Source organism: Halalkalibacter sp. AB-rgal2, assembly GCF_041821005.1.
Classification (GTDB): Bacteria; Bacillota; Bacilli; order Bacillales; family Bacillaceae_D; genus Halalkalibacter.
Genome location: NZ_JBGUAV010000028.1, coordinates 23579 through 40412, shown reverse-complemented (window position 1 = coordinate 40412; position 16834 = coordinate 23579). Strand labels below are relative to the sequence as shown.

Here is a 16834-nt window from a genome sequence, read left to right as displayed (position 1 = left end):
GAATCCGATACACCATTCTCGTCTGTCAAACAGGAGAACCCAAAAGAATGCATAACAGTTCTTTTGGGCTTCTTCACTCTATTTGTTTACTTTAAACTTTCCCACGTTTGCTCCATTTTTTCAAGCATTTCTTCATAGCTAATTTGCCCAGCTACGTACTCTTGAATGGCTGCTGCAAAATCTTGGTTGGCACCATCTGGCCATCTAAACCATGTCCACGGAATCGTTTGCTCTGCTACTGAGTATTCGAGAATTGATTCACCTAATGCCCCAAGTCCTGCTGGTTCTATGTTATCAAACGCTGGAATGAACGCAAATTCCTCTGTCATATAACGCTGACCTGTTTCAGAAGAAACCATCCAATCAAGCAAATATTTTGCTTCTTCTAAGTGCTCCGAATTTTTGTTAACAGCCCAGTTGTTCGGTACTCCAACCGGAATGCGCCCTGCATTAGCATCATCATTTAATGGGATCGGTAAGAAAGCCATGTTCATATCCGGGTTAATTTCATAGATCATATTCTCTGTCCAGTTTCCTTGTTGGAGCATGGCTGTTTCACCAGATGCGAATAACGTCACTTGTGTATTATAATCTGTCGTTAGCGGATTCGGGTTGCCATATTCGATTTCTAAATCAATCACTTGTTGAAATTGTTCAAATTGCGTATTTCCAGTGAACGAACCTTCTCCGGCATTTAACTTCTCAATGAATGCCACAGGATCATCCTGTTGTGCAAACGGGATGTTTAACAAGTGCTGACCGATCACCCACCATTCCCCGTAGCCAGCTGAGAAGGTTGTAATTCCTGCTGCCTCTAACGCTTGAACCGCTTCCTCTAGCTCAGACCACGTCGTTGGTGGATCCGTAATACCAGCCTCTTCAAATAAATCAATATTATAAATGAAACCATAGCCTTCTAGGTTAACCGGCATACCGTATAATGTACCGTCTTCATCTGTCATCGGTACACGACCAATGTCAAGTAGATTCTCGACCCAAGGCTCATCAGATAAATCAGCTAAATGCTCTTTCCAAAGCTCTAATTCATTAAAGCCACCATTGTTGAAAATGTCTGGTGTTTCCCCTGAAGCAAATTTCGCTCGTAATGCCGCACCATAGTCGGCACCCCCACCTACTGTTTCAAGATTGACTGTAATATGGGGATGCTCTGCTTCAAATTCATCTAGCATCGCTTGTAGTTCATCGGCAATTTCGACTTTGAATTGGAAGAAGTTCAATGTGACTTCCTCAGGATCATCGCCACCTACTGCTGCATCGTCATTCGTTTCTTCACTCAACTCATCGCTTTCTGCTGGCTCATTACCCGAATCGTCTGATCCACAAGCTGCTAAAATCCCAATAAATAGTAGTAATGATAAACAAAGAATCCATGCTTTTTTCATGAACTTGCTCCTCCTTTTATTCCCCTTTTTTTTAGTATATCTTTTAATTGCAGCACTAGTCTGCAAAGTGGATAACGTTATTTGATCGAACCTGAGGCAATGCCTTTAATAATATGCTTTTGTAAAAATAAGAAGAAAATAATAATAGGCGTAATTCCAAGAACAAGTGCGGCAAGCCCCATATCCCATTGCTTCGTATATTGTGCAAAGAATGAGCTTGTTGCAAGTGGGATTGTTCGTAAGGATGCATCCTGCAAGACAAGTAATGGAAGTAAGTAATCATTCCAAATCCATAATGTGTTTAAAATAATCACTGTGATCGTAATTGGCTTCAACAGTGGAAAGACGATACGCCAAAACAATCCGAATTGTGAACATCCATCAATCTGCGCTGATTCCTCGACTTCAATTGGTACCGTTTTCACGAATCCATGATAAAGGAACAACGAAAGCGGAACACCAAAGCCAAAATACATAATGATGATGCCAGGAATACTATTAATGAGCCCTAACATTCCACCAATTTTCACGAGTGGAATCATCACCGTTTGGAACGGAATGACCATCGCAGCAACAAAGAATAAAAAAAGAAATTTACTTAGCTTCGAAGGAGTTCGCACAAGCTTCCACGCGGCCATCGAGCTTATAATAACAATGCCGATATTACTAAATACCGTAATGAGAAAAGAGTTCCAGAACGCTTTCGGGAAATCGAGTATACGCCATACTTCCGCATAGTTAGAAAACATGATTTCCGTCGGTAACGCTGCCGCATCAATTAAAATCTCTGAAAAGCTTTTTAACGAGTTGACAATCACAAAGTAAAACGGAATGAGAAAGAAGATGGCGAGCAAAATCGCAAATATCTCAAGTGTAAATGTGCGTTTCGTATATTTGTTCATTACGCTTCAACCTCCTTCTTTTTTGTCAACGATACTTGAACGACCGTAAAGATCATCACAACTATGAAGAAAATGTTCGCCTTCGCTGAACCAACTCCGTAGTTGTTGTTCGTAAATGCTTCTTGATAAATATTAATCGCAACAGATTGGGTCGAGTTAAACGGCCCACCACCAGTTAAGGATAGATTTAAGTCAAAGATTTTAAACGCCATCGAAATCGTCAAGAAGAAGCAAATTGTAAACGCCGGTAAAATAAGTGGAATAATAATACGTCGTAACACTGTTAGTGCATTGGCCCCATCAATTTTTGCTGCTTCTAATAAGGATGTGTCGACTCCTTGCAATGCAGCAATGTAAATGACCATCATATAGCCACTAATTTGCCAAGCAAAGACGATCACAATCCCCCAAAATGCTGTCGTCGAATCCCCAAGCCAAGCCAGCTGAAACACCGGAATTCCCGTCATTTCTCCAACAGCTGCAAAGCCTCTAACGAAGATGAACTGCCAGATAAAACCTAGTAAAAGACCACCAATTACATTCGGTAAGAAAAAGGCCGTTCGTAAAATATTTCTTGACTTAATTGCTGAATTTAATAATAGGGCTAACGAAAACCCGATGATATTACTGATGACCACTGCCGCAAACATAAATTTCGTCGTAAATAAGAAGGAATCAAAGAAACGCTCATCATTTGTAAAGATTCGTATATAGTTATCAAACCCGACCCATTCACTCGCAGAGCTTATGCCATTCCAAGATGTAAAGGAATAATAAACGCCCATAAAAAATGGGATAATTTGAATCACGACGAAAAAGAGAAGGGCTGGACCGACAAATGCTAAGTACGCCAATATTTTTTTCCACTTTAATTTCGCTTTTGCACGCCGGCGTTCAGCTTGAACATTTGTATCTGTCTGATTTGTTTTCGCAACTGTGCTCATATGAATCACCGCCTTCATTTTTGTAATCGCTTTCATAGTTATTATTATAGATGGCAGCTCCGTTCTCTGAACACTCACTCTATTGACGAAAAAAGTGCACTATATTGACATTGGACAGTGAACACGAGACAGGACAAGGGATTTATGTAGTGATTGTATGAATGCGGAGCGGCTTCCTTTCGGTAAAACGCTTTATTTATATGCGAAGCACCCTCTTATTCTTCGGGAATGAGTTTAAAACGAGTAGAAACGCTCTATAAATGATTGAAGGCGCTCACATGACAAACATAGGCAAAAGACGTACAATCTCCAACAATAAAGACGCTGAAAAAAGTCTCATTACTCACCTTTTTCAAGCGTCCTCTCGAAATATCAACGTTTCTGGAATCTTTCTTCCTGCTTTTGCAGCTTTTGCGCTAATTCAACAAGCTGGTCGACAGAGTTTTTTAACGTATGTGTCGTTTGACCTTGAGTAACAGCCACTTCTGAAATGGCTGCAATACTTTCTTCATTAATCGACGCTTGCTCTGCTAATTCATTGATTTCATGAACGATTTCGTTCGTCCCCTTAGAAATTTCCTCCATCGTTTGCGTCACTTCGAGTACTTGCTGCTGCATTTGCTGACTCTGGTTTGAGACGTGATGAAATTGTGTGGATGTGTCTTTAGCTCGTTGTTTTGTCTGCTTAATCGACTGTTCAAGCTGTTGAAATCGGTCAATTGAATCGCTTACGCTATGATCAATTTTTAATAATTGGTTGTTAATATTTTCTGAAAAAGAATTGGTTTGCTGCGAAAGCTTCTGTACCTCTTCCGCAACGACTTTAAACCCCTTTCCATGTTCTCCTGCACGCGCTGCTTCAATCGAAGCATTGATCGCCAATAAATTGGTTTGATTCGAAATCGAAAAAATATGCTGCATTCCTTCTTGAATGTCGTTCGTACGTTCATTCACATCGTGTAGCTGCTGCGCAAAAAAGTGGAGCATATCAGCAACTGTGTTCATTTGATCATCAGTCTCCGAAATAGATTGTGCACCTGTAGCTGCCGATGAAGTCATCGAACTCATTCCGTTCGTTAATCGTTCCAATGCTTGGTGAATACTCGCCACATTAGCTGCCGATTCCTCCGTTACAGCCGAAATAGCCATCGCTTTTTGCTGTTGAATATCAATAAGCGATTTCTGCCTCGCAACGACTTCATCCATTTCTCGATGTTGATCAGCTAGCTGCTCTCGTTCACCTTCTATATCCTTTGATGTATGCACGACCCCTTGACTTATCAACTGACTTTCTTTTAAATTATCGGCAATTCGCTCTCTCATTTTCTCAAGCGCCTGCTCCAGCTCTCCTAGTTCATCAACACGCTTCGTAACAGTTGAACTAGAGAAATCACCTTGTTCATAAAGAGACATTCGTCTTTTTAACTGCGAGACCCCTTGTTTCAAATCACGTGCAAACAAAAATAGCGACAAAGCTGGCACAATAAATAATAGAACGATTAAGAAAATCATTCGAGTTGTACCGATTTCAATCGTTTCAGAGACTTGCAAATGATTTTGCTCGTTCACTTCACGAATGTATTGACTAACATTGTCATCAATTCGAGTAAGGTGAGATTCAATCGGTGTTATAATCGGTTCAACCTCACTACGCACGATTTGCTCCCAATTCGATTGATACGATTGAAAGTATTCTTCCTGTAGCATAGCTAATTCATCACGAGTGTCTTCTAGCTGTTGTACATATGTATGTAGACCTTCATCTATTAAAAATCGCCTTGCTCGTTCCCAGTCGGATACAGTTTCAAACATACGATCGACCGTTGTACTTTTCTGTCGTGAGTACCCTGTCGCCATCATATCGTATTGAATCGACATAACTCGATTTAAATCACGCATCATAATACGATATTCTTGTTCTACTTCAAGGTAATAATCTGCATGTTCGATTGATTGATCAATGGACGAATTCGTTGTGATTAAAAATAAGCAGGATAGCGTAGCGACGATAAATAGGATAGCAATTAACGCTGTCATTTTCCGCATCATCGTTCCAAGTAGCTTCTTTTTTATACTTGCGTAATAGTTTACTATTTTTTTCATTTTGTCCCCCGTATATGAGAGGACCACCGAAAATGCAAACCATTTTCAGCGACCTTCATAATCAGCCAACCTCCCATACAATGGGAGGTTACACCTTATTTTATTTCAAACGATAGACTCTCGTTTCATAAGGACGTAGCTTCATGCTCGAACCGATTTCTGCAATATCATAATTATGAAGCAGCAATTCGCGTTCTCTTTCTTTCCACGATTGGGGTAACTCAAATTCCGTCTCCGTCGCAAATAAATGACAGATGACAAGAATCTCTTCCTCCTCCGTTGTCCGAGTGTACGCATAGACAGCTGAATGATCTTTCTCAATTAACGTATATGTCCCATACGTCAACGCTTCTGATTGCTTGCGTAGCTCGATCATCTTCTTATAAAACTGGTAGATCGAATTTGGAGCAGAGATTTCCTTCTCAACGTTAACTTCTTTGTAATTCGGGTTCACCTTCAGCCATGGAGTTCCTGTTGTGAATCCACCGTTCTCTTCGTCATTCCATTGCATCGGTGTTCGCGAATTATCACGACCATTTTTCCAAATGACCTTCATAATCTCTTCGTGAGTCTTTCCTTCCTCACGTTCATTTCGATATAAATTCTTAATGGCGACATCATTGTAATCATCAATCGATTCAAATTGGACGTTCGTCATGCCAATTTCCTGACCTTGATAAATAAAAGGAGTTCCCTTCATAAAGAAATAAAGTGCCGCTAATGCTTTCGCTGATTGAATCCGGTATTTCCCATCATTGCCCCACGTCGAAACAGAACGAGGCTGATCATGATTTTCAAGAAATAAAGCATTCCAGCCAATGCCATCTAAGCCTTCTTGCCATCTTGTCAATGTTTCCTTTAATGAAGGTAAATCAAGCCCACCAGTTGCACTCTTCCCCCATAGACTTAAATGTTCAAACTGAAAGATCATATTAAAACAGCCGTCTTCTTCTCCAACCCATTGCTCAGCTTCATCGATACTTACACCATTTGCTTCTCCGACTGTCATAATGTCGTACTTAGCAAATGTTTCTCGTTTCAGTTCCTCAAGAAATTCTTGAATGCCTTCACGGTTCATATGTCCTTCAAACGATGGAACATACTTCTTCTGCTCAGGGTTTGGTAAATCGGGATAACCAGCCACCTTTTTAATATGAGAAATGGCATCAACTCGGAAACCATCAATACCTTTATCAAGCCACCAATTAACCATTTCATATAAGGCATGTCGCACTTCTTTGTTTTCCCAATTTAAATCTGGTTGCTTACGTGAGAATACGTGCATAAAATACTCTTTTGTTTCCGCATCATATTCCCATGCTGAGCCCCCGAAGATCGACTCCCAATTATTCGGCACTCCCCCATCCTTACCAGGGTGCCAAATATAATAGTCGCGATAAGGATTATTCTTTGATGAGCGTGATTCAACAAACCACTGATGTTCATCTGACGTGTGATTTATCACTAAATCTAATATGAGCTTCATCCCTCGTGCATGCACCGCTTCCAAAAGCTGATCAAAATCAGCCATCGTCCCGAAATCTTCCATAATATCTTGATAATCACTAATATCGTAACCGTTATCATCATTAGGAGAACGATACATTGGACAAATCCAAATGACATCGATCCCTAGTTCTTTTAAATAATCTAATTTCTCTATTACCCCTTGTAAATCACCAATTCCATCACCATTGGAATCCTTAAAGCTCCTAGGGTAAATTTGATACGCAACTGCTTCTTTCCACCATGTTTTATTCATAAAGCATCCCCCTCTTACTTTATAAAATAGCATATTTTATCGCTTTATGCAATCGATTGCACTAATTTGCATTAACCTTTTCGGTAATTGATATTATAATGACCTACCGACTAAGATATGCGATCATTAAGGGGGATGCTACTGGCTACAGAACGTACAACAGGATGCACTTATACATGTTGATTCTGCAAAATCCTCTTTCGTTTCTTTCATTTAACCAACCTGTCGCCTCCTCACTTCAATCATAATGAGTCCAACAGCGAAAAGAATCATACCGACTAATAACCAGCGATAAATCTCCGTTGCTGTATTAGGCAATCCTTCACCTGTTGAATCTTCTTCTTTGACTCCCACACCTGAGCCTTCTTCGGTTTGACCATTTTTGCTCGTTTCCGGTATAGGCTTATCCTTTTGTTTCTCTTTAGGTTGAGTTGGCGTTTGTTCATCAGTCGACCTCTCTGACATCTCAGCTAATATAACCGTCCCGCCATCAGCCATACTTGGAAGGTCAATGGTTACTTGACCGCTCTTTACGGGAACTATTGTACCTGAGTATAGATCGACAGCCTCACCTGTGAATGGGACAGGAATCGTCGCTGATTTAATCTCCTCATTTGTATTCAACCCAACGACAACCGATTTTCCCTCATACGACCGTTCAAATATAAGGTAGCCGTCATCATCATGACCAGCCAGCTTAGAACGATCTCCTTTTGAAAAAATCTGTGAATAATCCGCACGAATGTTCATCAGTGTTTGGTAATGTGCAAGAATATCATTTCCCTCCACTACATCCCAGTCCATTTCATAACGGTTATCATAATAAGGGTAATTGTCCGCTCCAGACAGTCCAAGCTCCTCACCATAATAAATAACAGGCTGACCTTTAGCTGTTATTTGCAATGCAGCAGCTAGCTTCAGCTTGCCTTCATCTCCTCCGACTGAATATAAGAAACCTTCCTCATCATGACTACCTAGAAACTGCCCCAATGTTGCTTGATTTGACAGCTGAGCATTACGCTGTTCCAATTGTGTTTGAACTCGTTCGATATGCCCTTCGACGAAATCATGCGCTTGATATTTGAAATCAAAATCAAGCAAGGAATCCATCATTCCTGACTGCAAATAACCATGGTCATCATGCGGGCCTGCCCCCCATGACTCGCCAATCATTTTGAATTCAGGCATCACTTTCGTTAATTCATTTTTAAATGCCATCCACGTCGTATCTTCAACATGTTTTACTGTATCCACTCGGAAATAATCAATCGTGTTACCTTTTTCCGTACGTGATTTCTCAATCCAATCTACTTGCCATTGGATAATCTGTTCACGAACTTCGAGAACCTCTGTTAAAAAGTCTGGCAAACCTGCTAGTTCCCCTTGGATCGTGTCTGTCCCACCATCTCGTAGCATGCCAGCAAAACGATCACGTTCTGCATTCGTTGGGAAATGTGGGATCGTTCCATCTAGCTGAGCATCTTCGGATTTAAGGCCATAGCCCGTATGATTAAGAACGACATCGATCATAATTTTCATCCCACGCTCGTCTGCTTCATCAATTAATTCATGGAAGTCCTCCATCGTTCCAAAATGAGGATTTAATTGTTCAAAGTTACTCGCCCAATAGCCATGATAACCATAATAAGGTGTATCTGGATGGTCATGACGAACATCATAGCGAATATTCTCAACTATTGGATTGATCCAAATCGTATTAATACCGAGCTCATCCAAATAATCGAGCTTAGCTGTAATCCCTTGGAAGTCCCCACCTTGATAGGATCCACGTTTTTCAGTATTGTAACCTATACCGTACGGATCATTGTTTGTTGGATCACCATCAAAGAAGCGATCCGTTAACAAGAAGTAAATTCTCGCTTCATCCCAGTCAAAATCCGCTTCACCTACATACTGTCTAGTCTTTACTTCTAGCTCTATTTCTCCATAATGAGTATGACCAAATTGATCTACCGCAATAATAGGTAACGCTTTCATTCCTGCTGTTGTTGAATCATCGATAGCAATCGTCACTTCCTCTAACTCTAGATCAACCTCCATTCTCTCTGGGCCACCAACCTCACGTAAATCAACATAGAGCCCACGAAGCGACAGCTCCTCATCCTTTTCGATATCAATTGTTAGTACAGCATTTTCGTTGTAATCAACAGCTTGCGGATAGGCAGCCCCAGACAGTTTCACATCTGAAATCATATAAGACACGACCGACTTCCCATCTACAGTATGATATGGATCGGTCACCTCATACTCTTGACCATCTATCGTAACGAAGAACGTATACTCATGTGTCCCGTGTTCAATTTGATCATACATAAAGACAAACCGTTCATTCTTCTCTTCAGAGACCATCGGATATCGCTCATCGAAAATCGCAAGCTCAACATGGTCAATCGTGTCCATCTGATCTGCTACATATAACTCAGGATCTCGATAGTAGAAGGTGACATCTCCATTTGCTACGACAGGCCCTGTAACTTCTGGTACAGTATGGAATTCGACTTCACCACTTTTCACAACTACCTTTGTAACGGGATCATGACGATTCACTTGAATAAAGCGGTCAACATCACCATCTTTTTCTGCTGTATCCCAATCGTCTGAATCTCTCAAAACAAAGCCAACATGTTGGGCAGCAGCACTTACCTCAATCGTAGCAACAGCTAACTCTCCTAACCAACCGGTAAAATCAATCTGATCATCCTGCTTGCCCGTCCCCCATACCCATAGGTTCCAACCATCATAATCACGCTCTGGGCGATCGTACAAGAATCGAATATATCGTTCTACTGGGACTGTTTCTGTTAAAGAAGCGATCGCCTCTTCTTCACTTGTATAAACGGACGGATCACCTTCTATGAGCCAAGCCTCCACTTCTAGTTCACCATTTGGAATGGAGATCACTCTATTAAGATCCTGCGCCTCCCAATTTCCTTTTCGTGGAATGATCTCAATTTCTTCTTCTGGAAACATATGTGTAGCTGTAGCAAACTGATATTCATCACCATAAGTCGAGTGAAATGGATATGCCGCTGGATCGAAACCACTGTTGTAAATCCACATATCCTCCCAACCTGTTAAATCATTGTTCACTCTATGATAATGAATCGTATACGTATACATTAAATCCGTTAACTCAATTTCTTTCGTCGCTACTTGATCGTCATATTCTGCAGCAACGATGACCGTTGAACCGACTTTTGCATCTTCTTCAATGTGTAAGTTTGCACCACGAAGCTCTACTCCTTCATTCGATTCAACTAATGACCATGTCACTTCGTCTACTTTATTCATCTCTCCATTTGGAGAAATATAAGTAGCACTTAATTCATAGTCACTGCCTACAGACATGAAAGACGCATTTGCTTGGAGGTTTAAACCTGGCACGATTAGAACACTATTTCCATTGCGCTCTTTTTCGTTCAATGGGTCTACAACCCACTCATCATCAATAATAAACTTATATTCATAAATATCTGGTATGAGTGGTTCCGTTCTCGTATGCCACTTCTGCCCATCATATCGCTCCATCTCAATCGCATGGTCCTGCCATTCTGTGAAACTACCAGCGACCTGAACACGTTCCGCCTCCCCGGCGTCCAAGCTAAACTCTACCGATCGATCCTCATAAACTACCGGACTTACCTGAACACTATGAGCGACCATTTGCGGTATGTAGCCGATGAATAGACTTACGACTAGTAAAGCGGCTAACATGACGGACATTGCTTTTTGCAACTGTTTGCTTCTCATCACTTCAAATCATCCTTTCTTTCGCCATTAGTGTGAAAACGTTTGCGCAACTTGATAAAAAAATAATAGCTGTTGCGTATGGCTTTTATTCATTAATTATTTTTTAATGCAAACGCTTTCCTTCGTTTAAAACATACTACGAAACTAGCCAAATTTCAACTACTTTTACTATTTTATGTTACTTTCATCGTAATCTTCCATTACCATACAGCATTAAGAGTATTGAAAAAGCTAAAGGAAAATCAACTTTTTCAATACCCCTCTTATCGATAGAAACAATCCACATAAGCTTTCATACGAGAGGAATGCTCAACTATACTCTTGAAGCACCATGATCTAGCCTACACGTTTGTCGTTTCACTAATTTATGAGGAATAATAACATGCTCAACACCAACTGTTGGATCTTCCAACTGATGCATCAGCAATTCAGTCGCCTTAAAGCCAAGATCATAAATATGAATATCAACCGTTGTCATAGGAGGTGAAGATAGCTCAGAAATCATCACATTATTAAAGCTAACAATCGACATATCATGAGGAACTTTCATATTCATATCCTCTAGCATCCGAATAACTCCAAATGTCATAATATCATCGGCTACAATTAAAGCGGTTGGCGGTTGATCATTCGACATTAACTCAATGACTGCATCCTGCCCACCTTCCTTCAATTCATTATGATACACCTTGTAGCTCTCATTGATTGAAATATTCGCATTCTTCAATGCTTGTTCATAGCCATTCATATGATCGATCGTCACGACAAAATCTAAGTTACCGCCGATGAAGCCAATTTTTTCATGACCTAAAAGAAGTAAATATTCCGTCACAAGCTTGGCCGCTTTGAAATTGTCATTGTTTACATACGTCACAAGACTTTCATCCACTTGATACGGACGACCAATTAAGACAAATGGAAACTTTTGCTCAATCAAAAAGGGCATCACTTTATCATTTACACGAGAGTATAGGAGGACAATCCCATCAACACGACCTCCGAATACCATCTGCTTCACTTCTTCTAAAATTTCTTCCTCCGTGTGACCCGTAGATAAATATAAACCGTATCCCGATTGATACGCTTTCATACTGATGCCACGAATAACTTCAGGGAAAAAGGGATTCTGAAATGAAACTTTAGCTGAATTCGGCATGACAATCCCTATTGTTTTCGTGCTTTTGTTCGCTAAGCTCCTTGCATTGTAGTTAGGGTGGTAGCCTAACTCCTTCATTGCTTCACGGACACGTTCCTTCGTCTTCTCACTAATTCTTGAGCTATTTGCGATAACTCGAGATACCGTGGACGGTGCAACATTAGCCCGTTTAGCGACTTCCTTTATGGTTACCGCCATCGGTATCAACCTCCTTCACATTCAACCATTTGTCATTTATTTTAACGATGTCCCCTTATAAACACAAGAACAAATCGCTTTGCGGTTCTTTGTATTGCTTTTGACGTATCCTAACGATATCAGCTTATAAATTCCTACAATAAATAAATAGCGATAACGGCTTTTCTTACTAGCGTTGTGCGGGGGCGTTACAATGGTTTCAGTTATACTGAAAGTGGGGTTCTTTCAGTATAACGTGTAACATGCGAAGCCAACGCTCTTCTTTGAATGATCCCGCTAGCTGCTTCGGTCCTTCTCACATTTTCTTACTTTTTACAGTCCGTCGCTTCCGCGGTATCGGTCTTTTCTTCATTAAATTGCATGACCCTGGAGGGTAGCACACTCCTCTATGAGAATTCACTTTCATTCTCTTTGATGGAACCTCATTCCGCTATCCCCCCATTATTGGCTTTTTTACGATCTGTTCGGAACCTCATTCCGCTATTTGACCATTTACGCCTCTCTTCACGCTTTTTTTGACGTATTAGCGGAATGACGTTCCACTTCAAACGCAAATAGGCTTATTTCGTCCATTTAACGGAATGACGTTCTGTTTGGCATAAGAAAAACGCGCTAGCGTCTTTTCTTCGAACAAAGGTTAGAACTGTTCTTAGCGAATAACGTGTATCGCACGAAGGCGACTCCACCATGAGTTATGACAAAGGCTAAAAGACTGGGACAAACGTGTTTGAATTAATGAGAATACTATGTTCTCTTGATATACGGATTCTAATTCTAAATACTTTTGTGTCCCAGCCTCCACCCCCTTACTATTCGAAGACTAAAAAAGTTGGTTTGTCCTCTCTATCCTTTAGTCGCTCCAGCTGTTAGTCCTGAAATGAGATAACGTTGCAAGAATAAGAATACGGCTGCAATTGGAATCGCGATCAAGATCGCCCCTGCTGCAAAACGCGTAAAGTTGTTCGCAAATTGGTCATTCACAAAATTGAACAAACCTAGCGCTAACGTGAAATTCTCCGGACTGCGCAAAATAATTCGCGGTAAGATGAAATCCATAAAAGGTGCCATAAAATTAAATAAAGCAACAACAGCTAGAATAGGCTTTGCTAATGGTAGCATAATCGTAAATAAAATCCGAAAATGTCCAGCACCATCAATTTTAGCTGATTCATCTAGTTCACGAGGAATCGTATCAAAGTAGCCTTTTACGAGAAAGGCATTCATCGGAATTGCCCCACCGGCATAAATGATGATCAAACCTGTTAAGGTATCTAATAGATTCACCGTATTAAGGAGAATATACAACGCAACCATCGCCATTAAAACCGGGAACATTTGCAAAAGTAAAAAGGCATATAAGCCGTTTTTCCTTCCGACAAAACGATAGCGTGAAAACGCGTAAGCCGTTAACGAAACGAACACGACCGATAACAACGAAGTCGCTGTTGCGACAATTAGCGTATTTTTGTACCATGTCAAATAATTACTTCGTGGATCAAAGAACAACCACTTATAATGATCAAGTGACCAATTTTCCGGAATCATACTAGCGCCATATAAACTTGTACCTGGATTTAATGAAAGACCTATTGTCCATAGCAACGGATAGCCAATGACGACAAACATCGCGATAATGATCAAGTAAATTCCTGTAAGCTCTAATCTATTTTTCAATTTGCTTGACATTAGATTTCCCCCTCTTCTTTAAAGGAACGCGTACGACGGAACTGGAAGAAAGCAAATGTAGCAACCATTAACCCAATAATAATTGAAATCGCTGCTGCCATATTATAATTCTGTGTTTCAAACGTTAAGCCATACACCCATGAAATTAAGATGTCGGTTCCACCAGCATTTTGCCCTCGCACCGGCGGCCCTCCTTGATTGAATAAGTAAATAATATTAAAGTTATTAAAATTCCCCGCATACTGCATGATTAATAGAGGTGCTGTTGCAAACATCATGTGTGGGAACGTAATATTTAAGAATTTCTGCCAACGAGAAGCTCCGTCCATATCAGCCGCCTCATACCAATCTGAAGATATACTTTGCAACACTCCTGTAAATAAGGCAAATACAAATGGGAAACCGAGCCACGTCTGGATCATAATAAGCGCTGTTTTCGCCCAAAAGGGATCAGACATCCATGGCAAACCAGAGCCGAATAACGGAATTAAAATATCTCGATTGATCGCTCCAAAGTTATCATTAAAAAGCGCCGCAAAAATTAAGATCGTTACAAAGGCCGGAACCGCCCAAGGCAAGATAAATACGGTACGAATCAGACGTTTAAACTTCACACGTGGATCGTTCACAATTAACGCTAAAAATAAAGCAAGCGCAATTTGCAAGGTTGTTGCGAAAAACGTCCAAATTAACGTCCAAGCTAAAACAGAGAAAAACGTATCACGCCAAATCGGCACCTGAATGAGCGCAATAAAGTTCTCAAACCCGACCCAATCAAGAACATTTCGTGGTGGAGCATTATATAAGTTATAGTTTGTAAATGCTAAGAAAAACATAAACAACAACGGAAACACAACAACAAAAATGAGCAGTAAGAGTCCCGGTCCGACAATTAAGTACGGGAATCCCTTATCCCATGCGTTACGAAATCCTTCTCTCAATGTCGTAACAGTCCAACCTTCCTGTATTCTCTTCGCGTCCTTATACGCGTCCATTAAATTCGCCACATAAAACGTCGCAGCAAACCCTGTTAAGATCAAAGCTAATATCCCTTGAGACAGTAGAACACGAGAATCATCAAGTCCAGGGTGAGTCCCAAGAGTAAGCAGTCCCCAATACCCCATTTCTAAAAACCGCATAAATACAATGAAAAAAGCAGCAAAGAGAATAAATAAGATAGAACCTTTAACAAACCTTCGATTATACATTTGTCCGATACCTGGAATAATCGAAAGGAGCGTTGCTACTTTCGAATTATGATGTCGCTGTTCTTTTTCAACAGTCGTTGTTTGATCTTGCTTATTAGCCATTTCAGCTTCCCCCTGCTTAAAAATTGAAGGTTTGTTTTAAAAGGTCAAAATCAACCCTTTAAAACAAACCGAATGCGAGAACGATTCCTTATTCTCCGGCTCCCATTGAAGAAATTTGTAACTCGATATCTTCAACTGCTTCTTCTAATACTTCTCTTACGTCTTCACCTTGTGAAATAAACTCAAAGGCATCAGCCATCGGATCCCAAACTTGAGACATTTCAGGAATGTTCGGCATCGGAATGGCATGCTCAGCTTGCTCTAAAATCGGCGCACGAAACTCATCGTCTATTTCAACATCTGTACGAGCCGGTAATTCACCTGCTGTATCATAATACGTAAATGAATTTTCTGCATTTGTAATAAATAATGCTAAGTCAGTTGCCCACTCCTTATGCTCACTATACTCAGATACTAACCAACCTTTCACACCTGAGAAAGAATGAAGCGCTTGACCTTCCATTGTCGGAAGCGGTGCTACACCAAGGTCATCGCCAAGTGCCCCGCTATAATCAGGAATCGCCCACGGACCTGTTACAACAGCTCCTACTTTGCCATCTTGAAATAAACCATTAATGATATCCATATTAATTCCTTGAGGAATGTACTGATTTTCATACCAAGACTGAATCATTTCAGCACCTTCAATAACTGGATCCGTTGCAAGACCAACATCATCAGCATTTAATGCACCGTCAGCATCCTCGCCAAATACGTAACCACCAGTAGCTGTTAGGAATGGATAGTTAAAGTAGAAATTTCCCGCTTCCATTAAGAAGCCATACTCATCATTGCTGGCATTTGTTAATTGTTCAGCAATTACCATTAAGTCATCCATCGTTTCTGGAACATCTTGTACAAGAGCCTTATTATAAAAGAGTCCATACGTCTCTGTTACAGCCGGAATTCCGTATTGGCCTCCTTCATACGAAAAAGCATCAATTGCACCCTCAGTATAGCCATCCAACTGTTCAGCCGTTAATTCAAGTTCAGCAGCAAGACCTTGCAAATACACTTCCCCTAAACGGTCATGAGGCTGGAAGAAAAGGTCAGGACCTGTACCAGATGGACCATCTAACGACAATGCATCAATTTGCTCTAACATCGAAAACGGAATGATTTCTACTGCAATACCTGTTTCCTCTTCATAGCGTGTCGTAATTTCTTCATAGGCATCTAACTGTGATTCCTCATCATTTACCCACATTTTTAACAATTCAGGTTTATCTGCTGTCGCTTCTTCACCATCACCTGTTGTTTCCTCGCCACTATCCTCTGGTGCTGGAGTTGGTTCCTCATCACGATCAGGACCACAAGCTGCCAGTAAAGCGATCATCGCGACTACTGCAATCATCATCAACCATTTGTTTTTTCGTAACATGTTCGTATCCCCCCAAAATGAATATTTTTTCATAAACTTGCTGTTTTCCCCTTCTCATAAGCCTCATTCAAACATGAGAACCGAGGAAATCAAGCGCAATAAAGAGCAATCGTTTGCACAACGAATAATAAAAAAGAACAACCGTTCATTCCTTGTTAGTGAAAGCGATTGCACTTAATTGGTTACACTTATTATATAGGCATATTATATTATTATCA

The 16834-nt window shown here is 40.6% G+C and carries 10 protein-coding genes; all 10 read right to left on the bottom strand.

Annotation, left to right across the window (positions count from 1 at the left end; genetic code table 11):
- Positions 1-86 precede the first annotated feature (86 nt).
- The 10 genes from ACERJO_RS17580 to ACERJO_RS17535 all read right to left on the bottom strand — a co-directional run bounded on the left by ACERJO_RS17580 (position 87) and on the right by ACERJO_RS17535 (position 16616).
- On the bottom strand, positions 87-1403 hold the full coding sequence (locus tag ACERJO_RS17580) for an ABC transporter substrate-binding protein (RefSeq protein ID WP_373648337.1): 1317 nt from the start codon (positions 1401-1403) through the stop codon (positions 87-89).
- Positions 1404-1480: 77 nt separating this feature from the next.
- On the bottom strand, positions 1481-2305 hold the full coding sequence (locus tag ACERJO_RS17575; protein WP_373648336.1) for a carbohydrate ABC transporter permease: 825 nt from the start codon (positions 2303-2305) through the stop codon (positions 1481-1483).
- On the bottom strand, positions 2305-3249 hold the full coding sequence (locus ACERJO_RS17570; RefSeq protein WP_247103110.1) for a carbohydrate ABC transporter permease: 945 nt from the start codon (positions 3247-3249) through the stop codon (positions 2305-2307). Before ACERJO_RS17570 ends, ACERJO_RS17575 begins: the two co-directional genes overlap by 1 nt.
- Before the next feature lie 372 nt (positions 3250-3621).
- A complete protein-coding gene (locus tag ACERJO_RS17565; protein ID WP_373648334.1) occupies positions 3622-5352 on the bottom strand; it encodes a methyl-accepting chemotaxis protein in 1731 nt (576 codons plus the stop codon).
- A 100-nt stretch (positions 5353-5452) separates the two neighbouring features.
- Positions 5453-7114 (bottom strand): glycoside hydrolase family 13 protein, encoded by a 1662-nt coding sequence (locus ACERJO_RS17560; protein ID WP_373648332.1) that lies wholly within the window; start codon positions 7112-7114, stop codon positions 5453-5455.
- Between the two features lie 213 nt (positions 7115-7327).
- Positions 7328-10885: an alpha-amylase family glycosyl hydrolase gene (locus ACERJO_RS17555; RefSeq protein ID WP_373648330.1), complete on the bottom strand. Its 3558-nt coding sequence runs from the start codon at positions 10883-10885 to the stop codon at positions 7328-7330.
- Between the two features lie 313 nt (positions 10886-11198).
- On the bottom strand, positions 11199-12239 hold the full coding sequence (locus tag ACERJO_RS17550) for a LacI family DNA-binding transcriptional regulator (protein WP_373648329.1): 1041 nt from the start codon (positions 12237-12239) through the stop codon (positions 11199-11201).
- 843 nt (positions 12240-13082) lie between these two features.
- Positions 13083-13925: a sugar ABC transporter permease gene (locus ACERJO_RS17545; RefSeq protein ID WP_373648328.1), complete on the bottom strand. Its 843-nt coding sequence runs from the start codon at positions 13923-13925 to the stop codon at positions 13083-13085.
- Entirely contained in the window at positions 13925-15235 is a 1311-nt protein-coding gene (locus tag ACERJO_RS17540) for a carbohydrate ABC transporter permease (RefSeq protein ID WP_373648326.1), read from the bottom strand. Before ACERJO_RS17540 ends, ACERJO_RS17545 begins: the two co-directional genes overlap by 1 nt.
- Before the next feature lie 88 nt (positions 15236-15323).
- Positions 15324-16616 (bottom strand): extracellular solute-binding protein, encoded by a 1293-nt coding sequence (locus ACERJO_RS17535; RefSeq protein WP_373648324.1) that lies wholly within the window; start codon positions 16614-16616, stop codon positions 15324-15326.
- Between the last annotated feature and the right edge of the window lie 218 nt (positions 16617-16834).

Coding starts and splice junctions, on each gene's coding strand:
- ACERJO_RS17535 (WP_373648324.1), bottom strand. CDS start 16,616: ATGTTACGAAAAAACAAATGGTTGATGATGATTGCAGTAGTCGCGATG.
- ACERJO_RS17565 (WP_373648334.1), bottom strand. CDS start 5,352: ATGAAAAAAATAGTAAACTATTACGCAAGTATAAAAAAGAAGCTACTT.
- ACERJO_RS17570 (WP_247103110.1), bottom strand. CDS start 3,249: ATGAGCACAGTTGCGAAAACAAATCAGACAGATACAAATGTTCAAGCT.
- ACERJO_RS17580 (WP_373648337.1), bottom strand. CDS start 1,403: ATGAAAAAAGCATGGATTCTTTGTTTATCATTACTACTATTTATTGGG.
- ACERJO_RS17540 (WP_373648326.1), bottom strand. CDS start 15,235: ATGGCTAATAAGCAAGATCAAACAACGACTGTTGAAAAAGAACAGCGA.
- ACERJO_RS17555 (WP_373648330.1), bottom strand. CDS start 10,885: ATGAGAAGCAAACAGTTGCAAAAAGCAATGTCCGTCATGTTAGCCGCT.
- ACERJO_RS17545 (WP_373648328.1), bottom strand. CDS start 13,925: ATGTCAAGCAAATTGAAAAATAGATTAGAGCTTACAGGAATTTACTTG.
- ACERJO_RS17550 (WP_373648329.1), bottom strand. CDS start 12,239: ATGGCGGTAACCATAAAGGAAGTCGCTAAACGGGCTAATGTTGCACCG.
- ACERJO_RS17560 (WP_373648332.1), bottom strand. CDS start 7,114: ATGAATAAAACATGGTGGAAAGAAGCAGTTGCGTATCAAATTTACCCT.
- ACERJO_RS17575 (WP_373648336.1), bottom strand. CDS start 2,305: ATGAACAAATATACGAAACGCACATTTACACTTGAGATATTTGCGATT.